Below are 19554 nucleotides of genomic sequence, written 5' to 3'. Positions count from 1 at the left end.
CCCGAATGAGTCCGCAGATCGTGATCGGCGCGGTCGCGCTGATCGTCGTGGCCTGGCTCGCCGCCTGCGCCGAGGCGGGCATCGCCCGCGTCTCCAGCTTCCGCGCCGAGGAGGCCGTCAAGTCCGGCCGCCGCGGCAGCGGCAAGCTGGCGCAGATCGCCGCCGACCCCACCCGCTATCTCAACGTGGCGCTGCTGCTCCGCGTCGCCTGCGAGATGGCCGCCGCCGCCCTCGTCACCTACGGCTGCCTGCGCGCCTTCGACGCCACCTGGCAGGCCCTGCTGGTCGCCATCGCCGTGATGGTCCTGGTGTCGTACGTCGCCGTCGGCGTCTCACCGCGCACCATCGGCCGTCAGCACCCGCTGTCCACGGCCACCGCGGCCGCCTACGTGCTGCTGCCGCTGGCCCGCGTGATGGGTCCGGTGCCCTCGCTGCTGATCCTCATCGGCAACGCGCTCACCCCCGGCAAGGGCTTCCGGCGCGGCCCGTTCGCCTCCGAGGCGGAGCTGCGCGCGATGGTCGACCTCGCCGAGCAGGAGTCGCTGATCGCCGACGAGGAGCGCCGCATGGTGCACTCCGTCTTCGAGCTGGGCGACACCCTGGTCCGCGAGGTGATGGTGCCGCGTACCGACCTGGTCGTCATCGAGCGGTACAAGACCATCCGGCAGGCCCTCACCCTCGCCCTGCGCTCCGGGTTCTCCCGCATCCCGGTGACCGGGGAGAGCGAGGACGACATCGTCGGCATCGTGTATCTGAAGGACCTGGTCCGCAAGACGCACATCAACCGGGACGCCGAGAACGACCTCGTCTCCACCGCGATGCGCCCCGCCGTCTTCGTCCCCGACACCAAGAACGCGGGCGACCTGCTGCGCGAGATGCAGAAGGAACGCAACCACGTCGCCGTCGGCATCGACGAGTACGGCGGCACCGCGGGCATCGTCACCATCGAGGACATCCTGGAGGAGATCGTCGGCGAGATCACCGACGAGTACGACCGGGAACTCCCGCCCGTGGAAGACCTCGGCGAGGGCCGCCACCGGGTCACCGCCCGCCTGGACATCACCGACCTCGGCGAGCTGTACGGGCTGGAGGAGTACGACGACGAGGACGTGGAGACCGTCGGCGGACTGCTCGCGAAGGCACTGGGCCGCGTACCCATCGCCGGGGCGAGCGCCGAGGTCGAACTGCCCGACGAGCGGCGGCTGAAGCTGACCGCCGAGGCCGCCGCCGGACGCCGGAACAAGATCGTGACGGTGCTGGTCGAGCCCGCCGGGGTCCCGGCCCGGGAGGAGAGCGCGGAATGAAGCCCCAGGAGCTGCGCGCCCTGTGCCTGTCCTTCAACGCGGTGACGGAGGAGTTCCCCTTCAACCCGGACACCTCGGTCTTCAAGGTGCTGGGCAAGCTGTTCGCCCTTGCGGCACTGGACGCGCGGCCCCTGACGGTCAACCTCAAGTGCGACCCGGAGGACGCCCCGCGCCTCCGCGCCGACCACGAGGGCCTGATCGTCCCCGGCTATCACATGAACAAACGGCACTGGAACACCGTCACGGTGGACTCCACCCTGCCCGACGCCCTGGTCAGCGAGCTGGTCGAGGACTCCTACGACCTCGTCGTCGCGGGCCTGCCGAAGGCCGAGCGGCTGAAGCTCGACCGCCCCTGAAATCCCCTACGGGGCGGCGGTGACCCCGTGTCAGAATCCGCCGCATGCCCCCTCGCTACCCGCGCCCCCTGCGCCCCGGAGACCGAATCGGCGTGACCTCGCCCTCCAGCGGGGTCCCGTATGCCCTGCGCGGCCGACTCGACGTGGCCGTGCGCGACCTGAAGGAGCGCGGGTACGAGGTGACGGTCGGCCGGTGCATGGACGGCTCCGGCCACCTCAGCGCCCCGGCCGCCGAGCGGGCCGCCGAACTCACCGCGATGCTCACCGACCCGGAGATCCGGGCCGTGGTGCCCCCGTGGGGCGGCGAGACCGGCATCGACCTGCTGCCGCTGCTGGACTTCGCGGAGATCGGCCGCGCCGAGCCCACCTGGGTCGTCGGCTACTCGGACACCTCGGGCCTGCTCGCGCCCCTGACCCTGCTGTCCGGCGTGCCCACCGTGCACGGCAACAACCTCATGGACACCCCCTACGGGACACCCGAGGGCCTGCTGTCCTGGCTGGACATCGCCGAGGCGCCCCAGGGCGAGCCGTTCACCCAGACCCCGCCCGGCCGGTACCGCTCCGGTGGCTGGGACGACTTCGCCGGGCACCCCGAGGTCCGCGACCTCACGCTGGACACCGAGGGCTCCTGGACCCGGCTGGACGGCACCGGGGACGTGGACGTCAGCGGGCGGCTGACCGGCGGCTGCGTCGAGATCCTGGCCAACCTCGCCGGGACGCCGTACCTGGACACCGCCGCGCTCGCCCCCGGTGAGCCGCTGCTCGTCTACGTGGAAGCCTGCGAGGACAGCGCGTTCAGCATCTGCCGGAACCTGCACGGCATGCGGCTCGCCGGGTTCTTCGACCGGGCCGCCGCGATCCTGGTCGGCCGCACCAAGGCCCCGGACAGCTCCACCCTGACCCAGCACGAGGCGGTGCTCGACGCGCTCGGCCCGCTGGGCGTGCCGATCGTCGCCGACGTGGAGTGCGGGCATGTCGCCCCGTATCTGCCACTGGTCAACGGCGCGCGCGGCCGCGTGGAGCACACGGCCGCGCGCAGCGCGATCACCCAGTCCCTGGACTGAGGTCACGCCTTCGCGGGGCGCAGTCCGAGCGCGATCAGGGCGGCCGCGGCCAGCGCGACCACCGCGTCCAGCGCGATCACCGTGTGGACACCGGCCAGCAGGTCGCCGGAGGTGGTGGCCAGCACGCCCAGCAGGGGCACGCCGACCGTGAGGCCGACCTGCTGGGTGGAGGTCGCCAGCCCGGTCGCCAGACCCTGTTCGCCGTCCGGGACACCGGAGGTGACGATGAGGCCGTACGAGATGATCGCGCCGAGGTGGCACATGCTGGCCAGCGACACGGCCGCCGTGGCGAGCCACACCGACCAGCCCTGGGTGCTCAGCGGCAGCAGGGCGGCGACCAGGAGACCCTGTCCGGTCAGCGCGCCGACCAGCGTGCGGCGGGCGCCGAACCGGCCGATCACCCTCGGGGCGAAGACGCCCGCCACCACCGACACCACGCCCTGCACCCCGAAGACCAGCCCGGTCTCGAACGCCGACAGCCGCAGCACCTCCTGGAGGTACAGGGTCAGCACGAACACCACGGTCGACATCATCGAGAACGTCACCAGCCCGCCCAGGTTGCCCCACGCCACCGTCCGGCGGCGCAGCATCGGCAGCGAGACCAGCGGCTGGGCCGTACGGGATTCGATCACGGTGAACGCGGTCAGCAGCGCGAGCCCCGCCACCAGGGCGGCCAGCACGTCCGGGTGGCCGAAGCCCCGGTCGGCGGCGGAGGACAGCGCGTAGATCAGGGACAGCAGACCGGCGGTGACGGTGACCGCGCCGGGCACGTCCAGCCGGGGGCGGTCCGGGGTACGGGACTCGGGCAGCAGGCCGGGCGCCAGCGGCAGCACGAGCAGCGCGAACACGGCCAGCAGCGCCATCGTGGAGCGCCAGCCGAAGGTGTCGGTCAGCACACCGCCCGCGACCATGCCGATGGTGAAGCCCAGCGACAGCAGCGTGCCGGAGATGCCGAGCGCGCGATCCCGCGCCGGACCCTCGGGGAAGGTGGTCGTCAGCAGGGACATGCCGGTCGGCACGATCGCCGCCGCGCCGAGCCCCTGGAGGGCGCGGCCGGTGAGGAAGGACGCCGGGTCCCAGGCCAGGGTCGCCAGCACGGAGGCCGCGCCGAACAGGGCGAGACCGGTCAGGAACAGCTTGCGGCGGCCGTAGAGGTCGCCGACCCGGCCGAAGAGCAGCAGGAAGCCGCCGGACGGCAGCGCGAACGCGGTGACCGCCCACTGGAGCGCCGAACGGCTCATGCCGAGGCCGGTGCCCAGCTCGGGCAGTGCCACGTTCAGCACCGAGAAGTCGAGCGCGACCATGAACTGGGCCGCGCACAGCACGAACAGGACGAGCCGGTCACGCGCCGAGAGCCGAGCGGGACGGACTGGCTTGTCAGCGGGGGGAGTTACGGGGGCTGGGGTGTCGATCGCCATGGCAAAGAGCTTCCGATGCCCGGAAGAAACGTGGGGAGTCGGAACTTATGGTGGTGGTGGCACCACCAGACACGGCGGCGAGAGGGAGCGGGACGTGGCTGCGACGGCGAGCACGGCGAGCAGGCCGAGAAGTGAACGGCGCAGTGAGCTCCGGGAGTTCCTGATGACCCGGCGCGCCCGGATCACCCCGCAGGAGGCCGGGCTGCCCTTCGGCGGCCCACGGCGCCGTACGCCGGGGCTGCGCCGCGAGGAGGTCGCGGTGCTGGCCGGGGTGGGCGCCTCCTGGTACCAGTGGCTGGAGCAGGGGCGGGACATCTCCGTCTCCCCGCAGGTGCTCGACGCGGTCTCGCGGGTGCTGCGGCTGAGCGACGCCGAGGTGCGGCATCTGTACGTGCTGGCCGGCCTCAACCCGCCCGCACCCGAACTCGTCTCGCTGCGGCGGGACATGTGCGACGGGCTGCGGCGGCTGATCGACACCTGGATGCCCTACCCGGCGCACATCATGGACCGCTACTACAACTGCGTGATGTACAACGCGGCGGCGACCGCGGTGTTCGGCATGGGGGAGGGGCCCACCACCCGGAACTGCCTGGTCGACTTCTTCGCCGACCCGCTGTTCCGGAGCCGCACCCTGAGCTGGGAGACCAACGCGCGTACGGTCGTCGCGCAGTTCCGGGCCGCCTGCGCGGCGCACCCGGAGGACGAGGGGTTCCAGGAGGTGCTGGCCGAACTGACCTCTCTGAGCCCGGAGTTCAACGCGCTGTGGGCCGAGCGGGACATCGAGGACCAGGGGCAGATCCGCAAGGAGCTGACGCATCCGCGGGCCGGGCTGCTGGTGGTGGAGTCCACGGCCATGCAGGTGCCCGCCCGGCCCGACCTGCTGATCGTGCTGCACACCCCGCTGCCGGAGGCGGACACCGCGGCGAAGCTGGAGTGGCTGGCGGGGGCGGACGACGGGGTTCGTATGCTCGGGGCATGAGCGAGAACGAGCTTGATCCTGAGGACCGGAAGATCGTGACCCTGGCCCGGTCGGTACGGGCCCGGAACGGAGTCCCGGAGGGTGCCGCCGTACGGGACTCCACGGGCCGCACCTACGTGGCCGGGGCGGTGTCACTGCCCTCGCTCCAGCTGAGCGCGCTGCGCACGGCCGTCGCCATGGCGGTGGCCTCCGGTGCCGAGTCCCTGGAGGCGGGGGCCGTCGTCAGCGAGGCGGAGGGGCTCTCCGCGGAGGACCTCGCCGCCGTCGCCGACCTCGGGGGTGCGGGGACGCCGGTGCTGCTCGCCGGGACGGACGGGGTCGTCAGGGCGACGGTCACGACCGACTGACACCACGCGTCCGGGGACCGGCTACAACGCGTCCGGTCCCCGCTCTCCCGTCCGTACCCGCACCACCGTCTCCACCGGCACCGACCACACCTTGCCGTCGCCGATCTTGCCGGTGTGGGCGGCCTGGACGATGGTGTCGATGGCTTCCTCGGCCACCGCGTCCTCGACGACCAGTTCCAGGCGGACCTTGGGGACGAGGTCCACGACGTACTCCGCGCCCCGGTACACCTCGGTGTGGCCGCGCTGGCGGCCGTAGCCGCTGGCCTCGGTGACGGTGAGGCCGTCGATGCCGAGGTCGCGGAGGGCGGACTTCACCTCGTCCAGGCGGTACGGCTTCACGACGGCGGTGATGAGCTTCATGCGGGGCTCTCGGCCTTCCGGACAGGGGCGGCAGGGGCGCCATGGCCCAGGACCCCGTGATCGTAGGCCGTCTCGGCGTGCACCGTAAGGTCCAGACCGGTGCGCTCCTCCTCCTCGCTCGCGCGCAGCCCCATCGTGCGGTCCAGCAGCTTGCCCAGCCCGTACGTCACCGTGAAGGCGTACCCGGCGACCGCGAGGACCGCGACGAGCTGGCGGCCCAGCAGCCCGAGCCCGCCGCCGTGGAACAGCCCCTCCGCGCCGCCGGTCATCGCCTTGTCCCCGAACAGGCCGATCATCAGGGTGCCGATCACCCCGCCGACCAGGTGGACGCCGACGACGTCGAGGGAGTCGTCGAAGTTCAGCCTGAACTTCCAGCCCACCGCGTACGAGCAGACGACACCCGCCGCCAGCCCGACGACCAGGGCGCCCAGCAGCGAGACGGTGCCGCAGGACGGGGTGATGGCGACCAGCCCCGCGACCGCGCCGGAGGCGGCGCCCAGCGTGGTGGGGTGGCCGTCCCGCTTCTGCTCGACCAGCAGCCAGCCCAGCAGACCGGTGCACCCGGCGGCGAGGGTGTTGAGGAAGGCGGCCGCGGCGAGGCCGTTCGCGCCGAGCGCGGAACCCGCGTTGAAGCCGAACCAGCCGAACCACAGCAGCCCGGTGCCCAGCATGACCAGCGGGAGGCTGTGCGGGCGCATGGAATCCTTCTTGAAGCCCAGCCGGGGTCCGAGGACCAGGCACAGGGCGAGTCCCGAGGCGCCGGACGTGATCTCCACCGGCAGACCGCCCGCGAAGTCCAGCGCCCCCAGTTTCGCGCCGATCCACCCGCCCGGCCCCCACACCCAGTGCGTGACCGGAACGTATACGAGCAGCGTCCACACCGGCACCAGCACCAGCCACGCCCCGAACCGGGTGCGGTCTGCGACCGCGCCGCTGATCAGGGCCGCCGTGATGATCGCGAAGGTGAGCTGGAAGGTGGCGAAGAGCAGCGTCGGCACCGTGCCGTGCAGGGCGGCCGGGCCGATCCCGGCCATCCCGGCGTTCTCCAGCCCGCCGAGCAGACCGCCGCCGAGGTCGTCGGTGAAGGCGAGGGAGTAGCCGGCCGCCAGCCACACCACGGTGACCAGGGCGATGGACACGAAGCTCATCATCAGCATGTTGAGGACGCTCTTCGCGCGGACCATGCCGCCGTAGAACAGGGCCAGACCCGGTGTCATCAGCAGCACCAGGGCGGTGGCGGCGAGCAGCCAGGCGGTGTCACCGGTGTCCGCGTGCGCGGCGGCGAGGGTCACGGGCGTCTCCAGCGGTCCGGGGGAGCGGGCTCGTCAGAGGTTCACGGGTGCGCGTTTCCAGTCGCCTACAGGGGCGTTTCCACGGTGTTTCGGCCCGCTCGGGTGACCGGAGGCGCTGGTGGCGGGGGTACGGCGGACGCCGGTGCGGCGCGGGCCCGAGGATCAGGGAGAATGGTCGGCATGAGCGTTCGTACCCAGTCATCCGAGCGGTCGGGCGAGAACGCCCACCGCGCAGGCTTCGCGTGCTTCGTGGGCCGTCCCAACGCGGGCAAGTCCACCCTCACGAACGCTCTGGTCGGGCAGAAGGTGGCCATCACCGCCGACCAGCCGCAGACCACCCGGCACACCGTGCGGGGCATCGTGCACCGGGACGACGCCCAGCTGATCCTGGTGGACACCCCCGGCCTGCACAAGCCGCGCACCCTGCTCGGCGAGCGGCTCAACGACGTGGTGCGCACCACGTGGGCCGAGGTCGACGTGATCGGCTTCTGCCTCCCGGCGAACGAGAAGATCGGCCCCGGCGACCGCTTCATCGCCAAGGAACTGGCCGGGATCAAGAAGACCCCCAAGGTCGCCATCGTCACCAAGACCGACCTGGTCGACTCCAAGACCCTCGCCGAGCAGCTCATCGCCATCGACCAGCTCGGCAAGGAGCTGGGCTTCGAGTGGGCGGAGATCGTGCCGGTCTCCGCGACCGGCGGCAAGCAGGTGGGCCTGCTGGCCGACCTGATCGTGCCGCTGCTCCCCGAGGGCCCGCCGCTCTACCCCGAGGGCGACCTCACCGACGAGCCCGAGCAGGTCATGATCGCGGAGCTGATCCGCGAGGCCGCGCTGGAGGGCGTGCGCGACGAGCTGCCGCACTCCATCGCCGTGGTCGTCGAGGAGATGCTCCCGCGCGAGGACCGCCCGGCCGACCGCCCCCTGCTCGACATCCACGCCAACGTCTACATCGAGCGGCCCAGCCAGAAGGGCATCATCATCGGCCCCAAGGGCAAGCGGCTGAAGGACGTCGGCATCAAGTCCCGCAAGCAGATCGAAGCCCTGCTCGGTACGCCCGTCTTCCTCGACCTGCACGTGAAGGTCGCCAAGGACTGGCAGCGCGACCCGAAGCAGCTCCGCAAGCTCGGCTTCTAGTCCCTGTCAGCGCTGCGCCCGCAACAGCTCCTGGTACCAGCGGTACGACGCCTTCGGGGTCCGCCGCAGCGTGGCGAAGTCCACGTCCACCAGGCCGAAGCGGCGGGCGTAGCCCTCGGCCCACTCGAAGTTGTCCAGCAGCGACCACACGAAGTAGCCGCGCACGTCGACCCCCTCGGCGAGCGCGGCGTGGACGGCGCGCACATGGCCGTCCAGGTAGGCGATGCGGTCCTGGTCGTCCAGCCCCTCGTACGAGCAGCCGTTCTCGGTGATGACGAGGGGCGGGAGCCGGTCGCCGTAGCGGTCCCGGAGCCCGGTCAGCAGGCTGGTCAGCGCCTCGGTGACGACCGGCCAGCCGAAGTCGGTCACCGGGACTCCCTCGAACTCCCGGAGCGAGAAGGGGAGTTCGGCGGGCAGGGGCACTCCGCCGAACTCGGTGGGCTTCTCCTGCGGAGCTCCCACGCGCGCCGGGGCGTAGTAGTTGATCCCGTACCAGTCGAGCGGCTCCGCGATGATCCGCAGGTCGTCCTCGGCGCCCTCGGGCATCAACGCCGCCGTGCCGTCCGGGTACTCGCCCAGCAGGACGGGTTCGGCGAAGAGGCGGTTGAGGAGCAGGTCGTAGAAGACGGCCGCCTCCACGTCCGCCGGGTCGGCGGAGGCGGGCTCCACGGGGGAGTGGGAGTTGGCGATGCCGATGTTGCTCACCCCGGCCGCGCGCAGCGCCCGTACCGCCAGGCCGTGTGCCAGGAGTTGGTGGTGGGCGGCCGGGAGCGCGTCGAAGAGCAGGGCGCGGCCGGGGGCGTGGGTGCCGAGCGCGTGGCCCAACAGGGTGTGCTCGGCGGGCTCGTTGAGGGTGGTCCAGCGCGGTACGCGGTCCCCGAGCCGGTCCGCGACACCGGAGACGTGGTCCGCGAACCGGTGCGCGGTGTCCCGGTCCAGCCAGTCCAGCCCGGCCGGCAGATCCCAGTGGAACAGCGTCGGCACCGGCTGCACGCCCGCCTCGCACAGCGCGTCCACCAGCCGGTCGTAGAAGTCCAGGCCACCGGGGGAGTTCACGCGCGGCCAGGAGATGGAGAAGCGGTACGCGTCCACGCCGAGGTTGGCGAGCAGGGCCACGTCCTCCGGGTAGCGGTGGTAGTGGTCGCAGGCGACGGCGGCCGTCGAGCCGTCCTTCACCCGGCCGGGTTCGGCGGTGAACACATCCCACACGGAGGGTTCGCGCAGGTCGGCGGCGCCCTCGATCTGGTGTGCGGAGGTCGACACCCCCCACAGGAAGCCGTCGGGGAAGCGGGGGAGAGGGCCGTGCGCGTCCGTCACCATGAGCCGGATCATCCGCACCCGGCCCCCGCCACGTCAACGCCCCCGTCAGTCCTCCAGCGGCACGATGTCGAGCGCGGCCAGCCGCTCCCGGTCCGCGACGACCTCGATCCCGGTGATCCGGCCGTCGTCCGCGAAGGTGAAGGCGAGGACCAGGGCCAGGCGGCCGTGCGGGGCCATGACCAGGCCGACCGAGCCGTCCAGCAGGGCGAGACCGGTGAACAGCGCCCGACCGGTGGCCGCCATCGCACCTCGCGCGACCGTGCCCGCACCCCGGGCGGCGACCGGCTCCGGGGTCGGCACCACGAACCGGTCGGCGTGCAGCACCACGTCCGGGTGGAGCAGACCCACCAGCGCGTCGAAGTCCCCGCCCCGCGTGGCCGCGAGGAACGCCTCCACCGCACGGCGCCGCCGGACCGGATCGCCCTCCGGCGGCGGCCCGTCGCCCTTGACCCGGCGCCGGGCCCGGCTCGCCAACTGCCGTACGGCGGCCGGGGAACGCTCCAGCAGCGGGGCGATCTCGTCGAACGGCACCGCGAACAGGTCGTGCAGCACGAACGCCAGCCGCTCCGCGGGGGAGAGCCGGTCCAGCACCACCAGCAGCGCCACCCCGACCGCGTCGGCCAGCACCGCCTCCTGCTCGGGGGCATCACCGGTGACCGGGTCGGCGGGCCGGGACTCCAGCGGGTCCTCGCGCCGACGGTCACGGGTGCGCAGCAGGTTCAGACACACCCGCCCGACGATCGTGGTCAGCCAACCGGCGATGTTCTCCACCCCGTCGGCGCCCGCCCGGTCGGCCCGCAGCCAGGTCTCCTGCACGGCGTCGTCGACCTCGCTCGCCGAGCCCAGCATCCGGTACGCCACCGCCCGCAGCCGCGCCCGGTGCCCCTCGAACATCTCTGCCGACCACATGGCGTCGCCCACCGGTGTCACATTCCCTCCGCGCGTGGTGTCACGGAGGTAGAACACCCGCAGAGGGGACCCGGACGCAAGCTTTCCGGTTCCCGTGAAACTGGGAGCAGTCATGACCTCCAGCACCTCAGCCGTCCTGGTCACCGGTGGCACCGGCACGCTCGGCCGCCATGTCGTCCCCCTGCTGCGGGAGGCGGGCCGCGAGGTACGTGTCCTCAGCCGCACGGGCGGGGACGGCCCGGACCAGGTGAGCGTCGACCTCCGCACCGGCACCGGACTCGACGCCGCCCTCGACGGCATCGACACCGTGCTCCACCTCGCGGGCGGCCCCAAGGGCGACGACATCGCCACCGGCAACCTGGTCCGCGCGGCACGGGCGGCCGGGGTCCGGCACCTCGTGTACATCTCCGTCATCGGCGCCGACCGGGTACCGCTCGCCTGGCTCAGGTCGAAGCTGGCCGCCGAGCAGGCCATCGCGGAGTCCGGGCTGTCGTGGACGACACTGCGAGCGGCCCAGTTCCACGAACTCACCCTGAAGATGGTCCAGTCGATGGCCAAGCTGCCCGTCTTCCCGGTACCGGGCGGACTGCGCCTCCAGCCGGTCGACTCCCGCGACGTGGCCGCCCGCCTCATCGACCTCACCCTCGGCACCCCGGCCGGACTCGTCCCCGACCTCGCCGGACCCCGGGTGTACGGCCTCGGCGAGCTGGGCCGGGACTACCTCCAGGCGCGCGGCAGGCGCCGCCCCATGCTGCCGGTCCGCATCCCCGGCAAGGCGGGCCGTGCCTACCGCGCGGGCGACAACCTGACCCTCACCGGCGCGGACACCGGCAAGCGCACCTGGGAGGAGTTCCTGGACCAACAGCCGGTCTGAGCACCCTCCTTCAGGCCCCCTCCTTCAATACCCGCGACACCAGCTCCCGCTGGGCCTCGGTCAGCCGGGGGTCGGCCGCGTGGACGGTGTGGCCGTCCACCGTGATCTCGTAGTGGAAGCCGTCCGGGACACCCGCCGGAGGGGTGTCCGGCGCGGCGGCCAAGGCGCGGTCGGCCAGGGTGCGCCACTCCGCCGCGTCGGCGCGGTCCGAGGTGTCCACCTCGGCCTGCCGCTCGATGCCCGCGAAGCCGCCCGTACGCCGTACTTGGATACGCATGGCCCCAGTGTCCGGCACCGGCGCCTACAGCGTCTGCACCCCCACTTCCTCCCACGCCTTCTCCACGGCCTGGAGTTCGCCCCCCGCGCCGAACCGCTCACGGGCGGCCTTGACGGTCAGGGTGGCGAAGTCGGCGAACTGGGCGTCCTCCTTGAGCTTGCCGCCGGTCAGCACGTCGTACCAGATCTGCCCCGCCTTCTCCCAGGCGTAGCCGCCGATCGCGGTGGCCGCGATGTAGAAGGCGTGGTTCGGGATGCCGGAGTTGATGTGCACGCCGCCGTTGTCCCGGCCGGTGTGGACGTAGTGCTGCATGTCGGCGGGCTGGGGGTCCTTGCCGAGCACGTCGTCGTCGTACGCCGTGCCCGGTGCCTTCATCGAGCGCAGGGCCTGGCCCTGGACGCGAGGGGCGAGGAGACCCGCGCCGATCAGCCAGTCCGCGTCGGCGGCGGTCTGGCGCAGCGTGTACTGCTTGATCAGCGAGCCGAACACATCGGACAGCGATTCGTTGAGCGCGCCGGACTGGCCGAAGTAGGCCAGGTTCGCGGTGTACTGCGTGACGCCGTGGGTGAGTTCGTGGCCGATGACGTCGACCGGGATGGTGAAGTCGAGGAAGATCTCGCCGTCCCCGTCACCGAACACCATCTGCTCGCCGTTCCAGAAGGCGTTGTCGTAGTCCTTGTCGAAGTGGACCGTGGCCTGGAGGGGGAGGCCCTGGCCGTCGATGGAGCGCCGGCCGTACACCTTCAGATACAGCTCGAAGGTGGCGCCCAGGCCCGCGTAGGCCCGGTTGACCGTGGCGTCGGAGCCCGGCTCGGAGCCCTCGGCGCGGACTTTCTTGCCGGGGAGGTTCTGGGTGTGCTCGGCGTCGAAGATGGTGCGGTCCGGCTGGTCCCCATCGGCGGGCGCGGCGGCGGCAGCGGCAGCGGCCTGCGCACCGATCACGGTGGTCAGCCGACGGCGGGTGCGCTCGAACGCGTCCCGCTCCAGGGAGCGGCGGGCCGGGCCGGACAGCGCCGGGTCGGAGTCGCGCGCGAGCTTGTCGAGGAGGTGCGGCGGCACGATCGTGCAGAAGACGGGCTCATGGCCCCCGTTGGTCGTCATACCAATAAATGGTCGCACCGAGCGATGGCAAAGTCACTAGCTGTAACCGTGATTGATGAAATACGGTGATATCTCTCGTCACTCCGCGTCACTGGGTGGTATGGACCCGCATCACGGGCCCGCGTCACCCGCCCCGGTTCCGCATGCTGATACGCCCCGGCGGGTCCGGCGGGGCTCGGCTAGGCTGCGGAGCATCATGCGTTTCGGGCTGCTTCTCCTTAGCTGCCGCGGCGAGGGCCTGTAAGCAAGGCCGACTCCCTCCCCGCGGTGCTTTTGGCGTTGCGTCGTCGGCCGTCCCAAGGACTTTCCGAGGAGCCCACGCGATCATGGCGAACCGCCAGCAGCCCAGCGACATGCCGTTCCAGCGCTACGGCCAGTACGACCAGGTAGACATCCCCGACCGCACCTGGCCCGGCAAGCGCGTCACCGCGGCCCCCCGCTGGCTCTCCACCGACCTGCGCGACGGCAACCAGTCGCTGATCGACCCGATGTCCCCCGAGCGCAAGCGCCGGATGTTCGACCAGCTGGTCAAGATGGGCTACAAGGAGATCGAGGTCGGCTTCCCCGCCTCCGGCCAGACCGACTTCGACTTCGTGCGCTCCATCATCGAGGAAGAGGGCGCGATCCCCGAGGACGTGACGATCTCCGTCCTCACCCAGGCCCGCGAGGACCTGATCGAGCGGACCGTGGAGTCCCTGAAGGGCGCCCGCCGCGCCACCGTCCACCTGTACAACGCCACCGCGCCCGTCTTCCGCCGGGTGGTCTTCCGGGGCTCCAAGGAGGACATCAAGCAGATCGCGGTCGACGGCACCCGGATGGTGGTGGAGTACGCGCAGAAGCTGCTGGGCCCCGAGACCGACTTCGGGTACCAGTACAGCCCGGAGATCTTCACCGACACCGAGCTGGACTTCGCGCTGGAGGTCTGCGAGGCGGTGATGGACGTCTACCAGCCCGGTCCGGGCCGCGAGATCATCCTCAACCTGCCCGCCACGGTGGAGCGTTCGACCCCGTCCACGCACGCCGACCGGTTCGAGTGGATGCACCGCAACCTCTCCCGCCGCGAGCACGTCGTCCTGTCCGCGCACCCGCACAACGACCGGGGCACCGCCGTGGCCGCCGCCGAGCTGGCGGTGATGGCCGGTGCCGACCGCGTCGAGGGCTGCCTGTTCGGGCAGGGCGAGCGCACCGGCAACGTCGACCTGGTCACCCTGGGCATGAACCTGTTCTCCCAGGGCGTCGACCCGCAGATCGACTTCTCCGACATCGACGAGATCCGTCGGGTGTGGGAGTACTGCAACCAGATGGAGGTCCACCCGCGCCACCCGTACGTGGGCGACCTGGTCTACACGTCCTTCTCCGGCTCCCACCAGGACGCCATCAAGAAGGGCTTCGACGCGATGGAGACCGACGCGGCCGCCCAGGGTGTCGCCGTGGGCGAGCTGGAGTGGGCGGTGCCGTACCTGCCCATCGACCCCAAGGACGTCGGCCGCTCCTACGAGGCCGTGATCCGGGTCAACTCGCAGTCCGGCAAGGGCGGTGTGTCGTACGTCCTGAAGAACGACCACAAGCTGGAACTGCCGCGCCGGATGCAGATCGAGTTCTCGAAGATCATCCAGGCCCGGACGGACGCCGAGGGCGGCGAGATCACCCCGCGCGACATCTGGGCGGCCTTCCAGGACGAGTACCTGCCGAACCCGGAGAACCCCTGGGGCCGCGTCCAGGTCCGCGCCGGCCAGTCGACCACCGACACCGACGGCATCGACACACTGACGGTCGAGGCGACGGTGGACGGCGTGGACACCGTGCTGACCGGTACCGGCAACGGTCCGATCTCGGCCTTCTTCGACGCCCTCCAGTCGGTCGGCGTCGACGTACGCCTGCTGGACTACCAGGAGCACACGATGAGCGAGGGCGCGTCCGCGCAGGCCGCCTCCTACATCGAGTGCGCGATCGGCGACAAGGTGCTGTGGGGCATCGGTATCGACGCGAACACGACGCGCGCCTCGCTGAAGGCGGTCGTCTCCGCGGTGAACCGCGCGACGCGCTGACCCTGCCCTTCGGTGCCCCGGCCGCTGTGCACGGCGGCCGGGGCACCGTCGTCTTCCGGCCGCGGAACGCCCCAGGTCACGGACCGGTCTCGCCCAGGGTGCTGACTCGGGCTCCGTGATGTGGCTAACATCACGCCAGCGCGGCGACGTTGCCGCGTGGTGACGTGCGGAGGTGCGACGTGCTGCCAGTACGGGGACGAGACGGCCGAGCCACCGGGTTCGTCCGGCGCATCCTGGGCTCCCGCACCGCTTGGACGCCCCAGGGCGACGGGGAGTTCTTCTGCCCCGGCTGCGGCGGCGACCGCAACTACCAGCGCCTCACCGGCCGCGAACGCCTCACCGTGCTCGGAGTGCCCGTCCTGTCGCGCGGGGTGACCGAGCCGGTCGTGGAGTGCGCCTCCTGTCTGCACCGCTTCGGCGTCGACACCCTCGACCACCCCACCACCCGCCGCCTCTCCGTCCTGCTCCGCGACGCCGTCCACGCCGTCGCCGTCTCGGTGCTGGTGGCCGGGGGCGCGGGCTCGCGGGCCGCGCTGGAGACGGCCGCCGAAGCCGTGCGTGCGGCGGGCTGCGAGGAGGACGCGGTGGAACGTCTCGCCATGACCCTGGACGGCGGCGACCCCCGCCCCGCCCTGACCGCCCTCGCCCCCCACCTGGCCGCCCCGGGCCGCGAGTCCCTCCTCCTGGACGCCGCCCTCATCGCCCTCGCGGACGGCCCCTACACCCCCGCCGAGCACACCGCCCTCACGGTGGCGGGCGAGGCGCTGCTGCTCCCGTCCGAGGTGGTGGAGCGGGTGCTGACGGCCGCGCGGATGCCGTCCTGAGGGGCCCATCTCGCTCTTGAAGGTCGACCGTCGCGCTGAACAACCCTCGATCCCGCCGGTTCATGATCACTGAATCGGGTGGTATATGCCGACTTTGCTATGCGTAAGGGATGTTTCTCCGCATGCTGGAGGTGCCATCAGGGCGAGATCATGGAGGACTTGGAAGCATGACCACCACCGCGCAGGACGTCATCTCCGTCAAGCTTGAGCGCTCGTTCGATGCGTACGACGCCAACAAGGACGGGTACCTGGACTGGTCGGACTACGAGCAGCTCGGCGAGCGGTACATCAAGGCGTACGGGCTCGACAAGAACGACCGGCGCGCCAGGGCCATCGTGGCGTTCAATCAGATGTCCTGGCTGGAGTTGCTGCGCCACTCGGGTGTGGACACGACCCGGCTGACGAAGGAGCAGTACGTCACGGCCAACCGGCTCGCGGCCATCGACACCAGTCGGCTCAATGTGACGGAGGGCGGCGGCCACGCCATCTTCGACGTCATCGACGTGGACGGTGACAACGAGATCAGCAGGGCCGAGTTCGAGCGCTTCCTGCGGGAGGTGTGGCGGAGTGAGGCGCCGGACGCGATGGACGCGTTCAGCAGGCTGGACACCGACGGGGACGGCTCGATCTCCCGCCAGGAGTTCATCCGCGCAATCCGCGAGTACCACTTCTCCAGCGACCCCGAGGCTCCGGGCAGCCTGTTCTACGGGCAGGTCTGACCTAGGTCCCCCTAGGTCTTCCGGCCGTTACGCCGTCACCGCGCCCCGCTCTACCGTCCTCGGCATGGATGAGAGCGGGGTTCTGGACGAGGCGTTGGAGCGGCTGCACGGGGCGGGGCCGGAGCGGATGGGGCGGCTCACCAATCACGCGCCGATGGCCGTGGAGGCGTTGGCCGCGCGCGGGCAGGCAGCGGGCGTGCATCGGTGGGTCGACCTGTACGCGCGGAAGCTGGAGGAGTTCCCGGCCGGGGTGGAGCGGGTGACCGACGCCAACTGGGCCGCCGCGCTGGGGGATTCGCGACGGGTCGCCGACTGGGTGGGGTACTTCCAGGGGGAGGTGGGGGAGTGGGGGTGGCGTGCGGTGCTGGCGGCGTGGTGGCCCCGGCTGCTGCCCGGCATGTACGGCGGTTCCACGCATCCGGTGATCCGGGTCGGGCACGCGGTACGGACGCTGCTCGTGGGGGAGACCGTGCCACGGATCAACGAGCTTGCGCACGGGCTGGGTTACTGGGCCGCTCGGCACCGGCCCGTCGCCGGGCTCACCCCGCTGCCCGGCGCCGACAGCGCCGCCGCCGCGCTGGACGAGGTACGCCCCATCGCCGTACGGGACGGCGGTTTCCCCGCGCGGCTGGACCGCGTCACGGGCCTGCCCGTCTGGGCGGCGGACGTCACCGACCCGGTCGAGGCCCACCGCCGTCTCACCGACCTCGTCCGGGCCGCCACCCACCGGTACGCCACCCACGCGCACGGCGAGCCGACCATGCTGGTGCACACGGCGACGGCCCCCAACGCGGTACTCCGCACCTTGCCCGCGCTCCCGAGAGACCTGTGGGTCCCGAGCCTGCGCGCGGCGTGGACGGCCTCGGCGGCGGTCACGGCGATGTACGCCCCCGACGAGCCCGTCCCCTACGCCCCGCCGGGCCCCCTCGCACCCGAGGAGCTCTCCGAGCGAGCCCTCGCCCACGGCGACGAGCACGTCATCAAACTGACGGACACCGCGCTGGACGTGGGCGACGAGCGTGCCTTCGCGGCGGCGCTGCGGGCGATCGAGCTGAGCGAGCCACTCGCCTAGCGGACCGGCTGCTCTGGCGAGCGTTTACGTCGTACCCTGCGGTTCACGGCGATGAGAATGGCGAACAGGGCGCAGCCGGCGCCGGAAGAGGCGATGGCGCCCGCGCCGTCACCGTCCAGGAGCCGCAGGATCAGTACCACGATGCTGAGGACCAGCATCGACAGGAACAGCCAGAAGGCCCATTGAGATCCGGGCAGCGTCCAGGCCGATACCTCACGGGACTTGAGTCGTCGCGTCATGTTCCCTCCCCGAACCTCCAGTGCCCCCGGCAGCGCGCACACACTCCCAGCGGACCTCACCGTCCTGGCAACGGCCGCCGAGGCGTGGGGTGCGGATGTCAGCGCCGGATGGCGTCAAGGAAGTCGGCCCAGGCGGAGTCGCCGAGGCGGAGTACGGGGCTGTCCTCAACCTTGCTGTCCCGTACGAGGACTCCGTCGGCGACTTCGATGCAGTTGCCGCCCTCGCCGTTGCTGTGGCTGCTCTTGTGCCAGCGGGCGTTGGTCAGATCGTGCTCGCGCATCGGGGGTTCTCCGCTCCGGCCGAGTCGATGAAGTGGGCCCACGCGGAGGGACCGACAAGGAGTACGGCGCCGTCCTTGACCTTGCTGTCTCGTACGGGGACGACACCGGAGACTCCGTCGGCGACCTCGACGCAGCTACCACCTTCACCGTTGCTGTAGCTGCTCTTGTACCAGCGGGCGTTGGTCAGGTCGTACTCGCGCATCGTCTGAAGTCCTCCGCCGCCGATTCGATCAGAGTCAGGGACGCCTCCGGCGACAGCGTGGCGACCCTGAGTAGATCGTATGCGCGCTGGGCCCGCTTCACCACGACCGGAACGTCCACCAGCGTTCCGGAGAACGAGGTCTCCGTGTAGGCGACTGGCGGTGCGTCCTCGAACTCCATGAGTTGGAGCATCCCGCCCATGGCCGCGTGCGCACCGGCTTTGTAGGGAACCACTGTCACCATGGCCGTGCGCGCCCGCATCAGACTGGCAATGTGGTCCAGTTGAGCAGCCATGGCCATCGGCCCGCCAACGGGACTGCGCAGCACATTCTCATGCAGCGCCACCCAATACTCCGGCCTTGTAGCGTCGCTGAGGATCAGCGAGCGTTCCAGTCGGGCGGTGACGATCTCGTCCACGTACCCGTCGGCCTGGAAGGGGTTGGCCGCGATGGTGACCGCGCGGGCGTACTCCTTCGTCTGGAGCAGGCCCGGAACCACCGTGGGAGCGAACTCGCAGATCAGCGTGGCCAGGCGCTCCAGCTCCACCACGTGCGCGAAGTAATCCGCATACCGAGGATCGTCGATCAGCTTTCTGCACAGCCGCTCGAAAATACCGTCGGTTTGCAGTACCCGGTCGATCCGCTGAGCCACGTCCAGTTGCGGCTTCCTGATCGCCTGCTCGAACTGGCCGATGTACCCGCCGGAGACGAAAACCGCCGCCCCCAGCCCCGCCTGACTGAACCCCGCCTTCTCGCGGCGACGCTTCAGTTCCGTGCCGAAGAACTCCCAGACCGCCTGACGTGAACCGTTGGCCACTGCCAACCCCCTTGTGCTGCCACGCGCTTGTAGGGCTCAGGCCCCTTCCGAGTCTAGTTGTGGAGCGTCACCGTGAGGACACGAAGCGTGAAGAACGTGACGGAAGGGAAGTGATGCGGACAGTGAACACACAGGATTCAGCGGACCGGGTCGAGGCAGCGGAGCGAACCCTCGAGGAATTGCGGACCGCATTGGAGAAGGCCGGGATCAAATTGCCGTCGCTCGGGCTCGATCCCATCTCGTTGGCCTGCGAGGCCCCGATCCCGTTGGTGGAGCTGGGACGGTGCTCCGTGCAGACGGCCGCGCTGCTCGCCGCGGCGCTGCGATGAGTGCCGTAGGGCCGCCGCTGGGCTCGTACGCCTTGGACACCGGCACGAACAGAGTGGGCGTGGTCATGGGACACCAGGGGCCGTATGTGCAGCTGAGACCGCTCGGTGGCGGCCGGGAGTGGGACGTACCGCCGGACCGGGTGCGGGAGGCGACCCCCGCGGAGCGGATCAGCGCGGCGACGGCGTATGCGAACGCGCGCAGCAGAGGCGAGGTGCCGTGACGGCGGGTCGCCCCGCACAAGGGAAAGCGGCCTTCCCCGGACCGGAGTCCGGAGAAGGCCGCTCGCCC

At 71.2% G+C, this 19554-nt stretch carries 24 protein-coding genes; 13 read left to right on the top strand and 11 right to left on the bottom strand.

All coding sequences use genetic code 11. The features are described from left to right. Positions 1-5: 5 nt before the first annotated feature. From ACIPPM_RS10540 to ACIPPM_RS10530, 3 genes are read left to right on the top strand one after another with little or no spacing between them, the layout of a single operon-like run. A complete protein-coding gene (locus tag ACIPPM_RS10540; RefSeq protein ID WP_401445522.1) occupies positions 6-1304 on the top strand; it encodes a hemolysin family protein in 1299 nt (432 codons plus the stop codon). Further along, on the top strand, positions 1301-1660 hold the full coding sequence (locus tag ACIPPM_RS10535) for an MmcQ/YjbR family DNA-binding protein (protein ID WP_401445520.1): 360 nt from the start codon (positions 1301-1303) through the stop codon (positions 1658-1660). Before ACIPPM_RS10540 ends, ACIPPM_RS10535 begins: the two co-directional genes overlap by 4 nt. A 44-nt stretch (positions 1661-1704) precedes the next feature. Continuing rightward, positions 1705-2724: a S66 peptidase family protein gene (locus ACIPPM_RS10530; RefSeq protein WP_401445518.1), complete on the top strand. Its 1020-nt coding sequence runs from the start codon at positions 1705-1707 to the stop codon at positions 2722-2724. 2 nt (positions 2725-2726) lie between these two features. Here the strand turns inward: ACIPPM_RS10530 and ACIPPM_RS10525 are convergent, their stop codons facing one another. After that, positions 2727-4142: an MFS transporter gene (locus ACIPPM_RS10525; protein WP_401445516.1), complete on the bottom strand. Its 1416-nt coding sequence runs from the start codon at positions 4140-4142 to the stop codon at positions 2727-2729. Between the two features lie 163 nt (positions 4143-4305). Here ACIPPM_RS10525 and ACIPPM_RS10520 point away from each other — a divergent pair, with 163 nt between their 5' ends. Continuing rightward, positions 4306-5121: a helix-turn-helix transcriptional regulator gene (locus tag ACIPPM_RS10520; RefSeq protein WP_401446422.1), complete on the top strand. Its 816-nt coding sequence runs from the start codon at positions 4306-4308 to the stop codon at positions 5119-5121. Next, positions 5118-5468, top strand: a complete 351-nt coding sequence (locus ACIPPM_RS10515; RefSeq protein ID WP_401445513.1) for a cytidine deaminase — start codon at positions 5118-5120, stop codon at positions 5466-5468. Before ACIPPM_RS10520 ends, ACIPPM_RS10515 begins: the two co-directional genes overlap by 4 nt. A gap of 21 nt (positions 5469-5489) precedes the next feature. On the opposite strand, the gene ACIPPM_RS10510 is transcribed toward ACIPPM_RS10515, so the two are convergent. Beyond that, positions 5490-5828 (bottom strand): P-II family nitrogen regulator, encoded by a 339-nt coding sequence (locus tag ACIPPM_RS10510; protein WP_401445511.1) that lies wholly within the window; start codon positions 5826-5828, stop codon positions 5490-5492. Beyond that, positions 5825-7120 carry an ammonium transporter gene (locus tag ACIPPM_RS10505; RefSeq protein WP_401445509.1) on the bottom strand — a complete coding sequence of 432 codons (1296 nt, stop codon included), beginning with the start codon at positions 7118-7120 and terminating at the stop codon, positions 5825-5827. Before ACIPPM_RS10505 ends, ACIPPM_RS10510 begins: the two co-directional genes overlap by 4 nt. A gap of 180 nt (positions 7121-7300) precedes the next feature. Here ACIPPM_RS10505 and era point away from each other — a divergent pair, with 180 nt between their 5' ends. Continuing rightward, complete coding sequence (gene era, locus ACIPPM_RS10500) at positions 7301-8254, top strand: GTPase Era (protein ID WP_393598479.1); 954 nt, start codon at positions 7301-7303, stop codon at positions 8252-8254. Positions 8255-8260: 6 nt separating this feature from the next. On the opposite strand, the gene ACIPPM_RS10495 is transcribed toward era, so the two are convergent. After that, positions 8261-9574, bottom strand: a complete 1314-nt coding sequence (locus tag ACIPPM_RS10495; RefSeq protein WP_401445504.1) for a GH1 family beta-glucosidase — start codon at positions 9572-9574, stop codon at positions 8261-8263. A 45-nt stretch (positions 9575-9619) separates the two neighbouring features. Next, positions 9620-10483 carry a sigma-70 family RNA polymerase sigma factor gene (locus tag ACIPPM_RS10490; protein WP_401446419.1) on the bottom strand — a complete coding sequence of 288 codons (864 nt, stop codon included), beginning with the start codon at positions 10481-10483 and terminating at the stop codon, positions 9620-9622. 112 nt (positions 10484-10595) lie between these two features. Between ACIPPM_RS10490 and ACIPPM_RS10485 the strand changes: the two genes are divergently transcribed. Beyond that, positions 10596-11357: an SDR family oxidoreductase gene (locus ACIPPM_RS10485; protein WP_401445502.1), complete on the top strand. Its 762-nt coding sequence runs from the start codon at positions 10596-10598 to the stop codon at positions 11355-11357. Positions 11358-11367: 10 nt separating this feature from the next. Here ACIPPM_RS10485 and ACIPPM_RS10480 read toward each other — a convergent pair whose 3' ends face one another. Then, positions 11368-11634, bottom strand: a complete 267-nt coding sequence (locus ACIPPM_RS10480; protein WP_401445499.1) for a protealysin inhibitor emfourin — start codon at positions 11632-11634, stop codon at positions 11368-11370. A gap of 24 nt (positions 11635-11658) precedes the next feature. After that, on the bottom strand, positions 11659-12735 hold the full coding sequence (locus ACIPPM_RS10475) for a M4 family metallopeptidase (RefSeq protein ID WP_401445497.1): 1077 nt from the start codon (positions 12733-12735) through the stop codon (positions 11659-11661). Positions 12736-13061: 326 nt separating this feature from the next. Here ACIPPM_RS10475 and leuA point away from each other — a divergent pair, with 326 nt between their 5' ends. From leuA to ACIPPM_RS10455, 4 genes are all read left to right on the top strand, one after another. Next, positions 13062-14783: a 2-isopropylmalate synthase gene (gene leuA, locus ACIPPM_RS10470; protein WP_401445494.1), complete on the top strand. Its 1722-nt coding sequence runs from the start codon at positions 13062-13064 to the stop codon at positions 14781-14783. Between the two features lie 179 nt (positions 14784-14962). Then, a complete protein-coding gene (locus ACIPPM_RS10465) occupies positions 14963-15607 on the top strand; it encodes a TerB family tellurite resistance protein (protein WP_401445492.1) in 645 nt (214 codons plus the stop codon). 167 nt (positions 15608-15774) lie between these two features. Then, entirely contained in the window at positions 15775-16326 is a 552-nt protein-coding gene (locus tag ACIPPM_RS10460; RefSeq protein WP_401445490.1) for an EF-hand domain-containing protein, read from the top strand. Positions 16327-16390: 64 nt separating this feature from the next. Then, entirely contained in the window at positions 16391-17398 is a 1008-nt protein-coding gene (locus ACIPPM_RS10455; RefSeq protein ID WP_401445487.1) for a questin oxidase family protein, read from the top strand. Here the strand turns inward: ACIPPM_RS10455 and ACIPPM_RS10450 are convergent. The 4 genes from ACIPPM_RS10450 to ACIPPM_RS10435 all read right to left on the bottom strand — a co-directional run bounded on the left by ACIPPM_RS10450 (position 17395) and on the right by ACIPPM_RS10435 (position 18936). After that, positions 17395-17637 (bottom strand): hypothetical protein, encoded by a 243-nt coding sequence (locus ACIPPM_RS10450; protein ID WP_401445484.1) that lies wholly within the window; start codon positions 17635-17637, stop codon positions 17395-17397. The genes ACIPPM_RS10455 and ACIPPM_RS10450 overlap by 4 nt on opposite strands. 98 nt (positions 17638-17735) lie before the next feature. Then, the gene (locus ACIPPM_RS10445) at positions 17736-17918 is read right to left on the bottom strand and encodes a DUF397 domain-containing protein (protein ID WP_401445482.1); all 183 of its coding nucleotides are present in this window, start codon (positions 17916-17918) and stop codon (positions 17736-17738) included. Further along, on the bottom strand, positions 17900-18121 hold the full coding sequence (locus ACIPPM_RS10440) for a DUF397 domain-containing protein (protein ID WP_401445479.1): 222 nt from the start codon (positions 18119-18121) through the stop codon (positions 17900-17902). Before ACIPPM_RS10440 ends, ACIPPM_RS10445 begins: the two co-directional genes overlap by 19 nt. Beyond that, entirely contained in the window at positions 18103-18936 is an 834-nt protein-coding gene (locus ACIPPM_RS10435) for a Scr1 family TA system antitoxin-like transcriptional regulator (protein WP_401445477.1), read from the bottom strand. The genes ACIPPM_RS10440 and ACIPPM_RS10435 overlap by 19 nt, the downstream gene beginning before the upstream one ends. 113 nt (positions 18937-19049) lie before the next feature. Here ACIPPM_RS10435 and ACIPPM_RS10430 point away from each other — a divergent pair, with 113 nt between their 5' ends. Both ACIPPM_RS10430 and ACIPPM_RS10425 read left to right on the top strand, forming a co-directional pair. Continuing rightward, positions 19050-19265: a hypothetical protein gene (locus ACIPPM_RS10430; RefSeq protein WP_393598460.1), complete on the top strand. Its 216-nt coding sequence runs from the start codon at positions 19050-19052 to the stop codon at positions 19263-19265. Next, positions 19262-19486, top strand: coding sequence for a hypothetical protein (locus tag ACIPPM_RS10425; RefSeq protein ID WP_401445473.1), 225 nt, complete (start codon positions 19262-19264; stop codon positions 19484-19486). Before ACIPPM_RS10430 ends, ACIPPM_RS10425 begins: the two co-directional genes overlap by 4 nt. Positions 19487-19554: the final 68 nt, after the last annotated feature.

Source organism: Streptomyces sp. NPDC090119 (assembly GCF_044747085.1).
Classification (GTDB): Bacteria; Actinomycetota; Actinomycetes; order Streptomycetales; family Streptomycetaceae; genus Streptomyces.
This window is presented reverse-complemented; position numbering and strand designations above follow the sequence as displayed.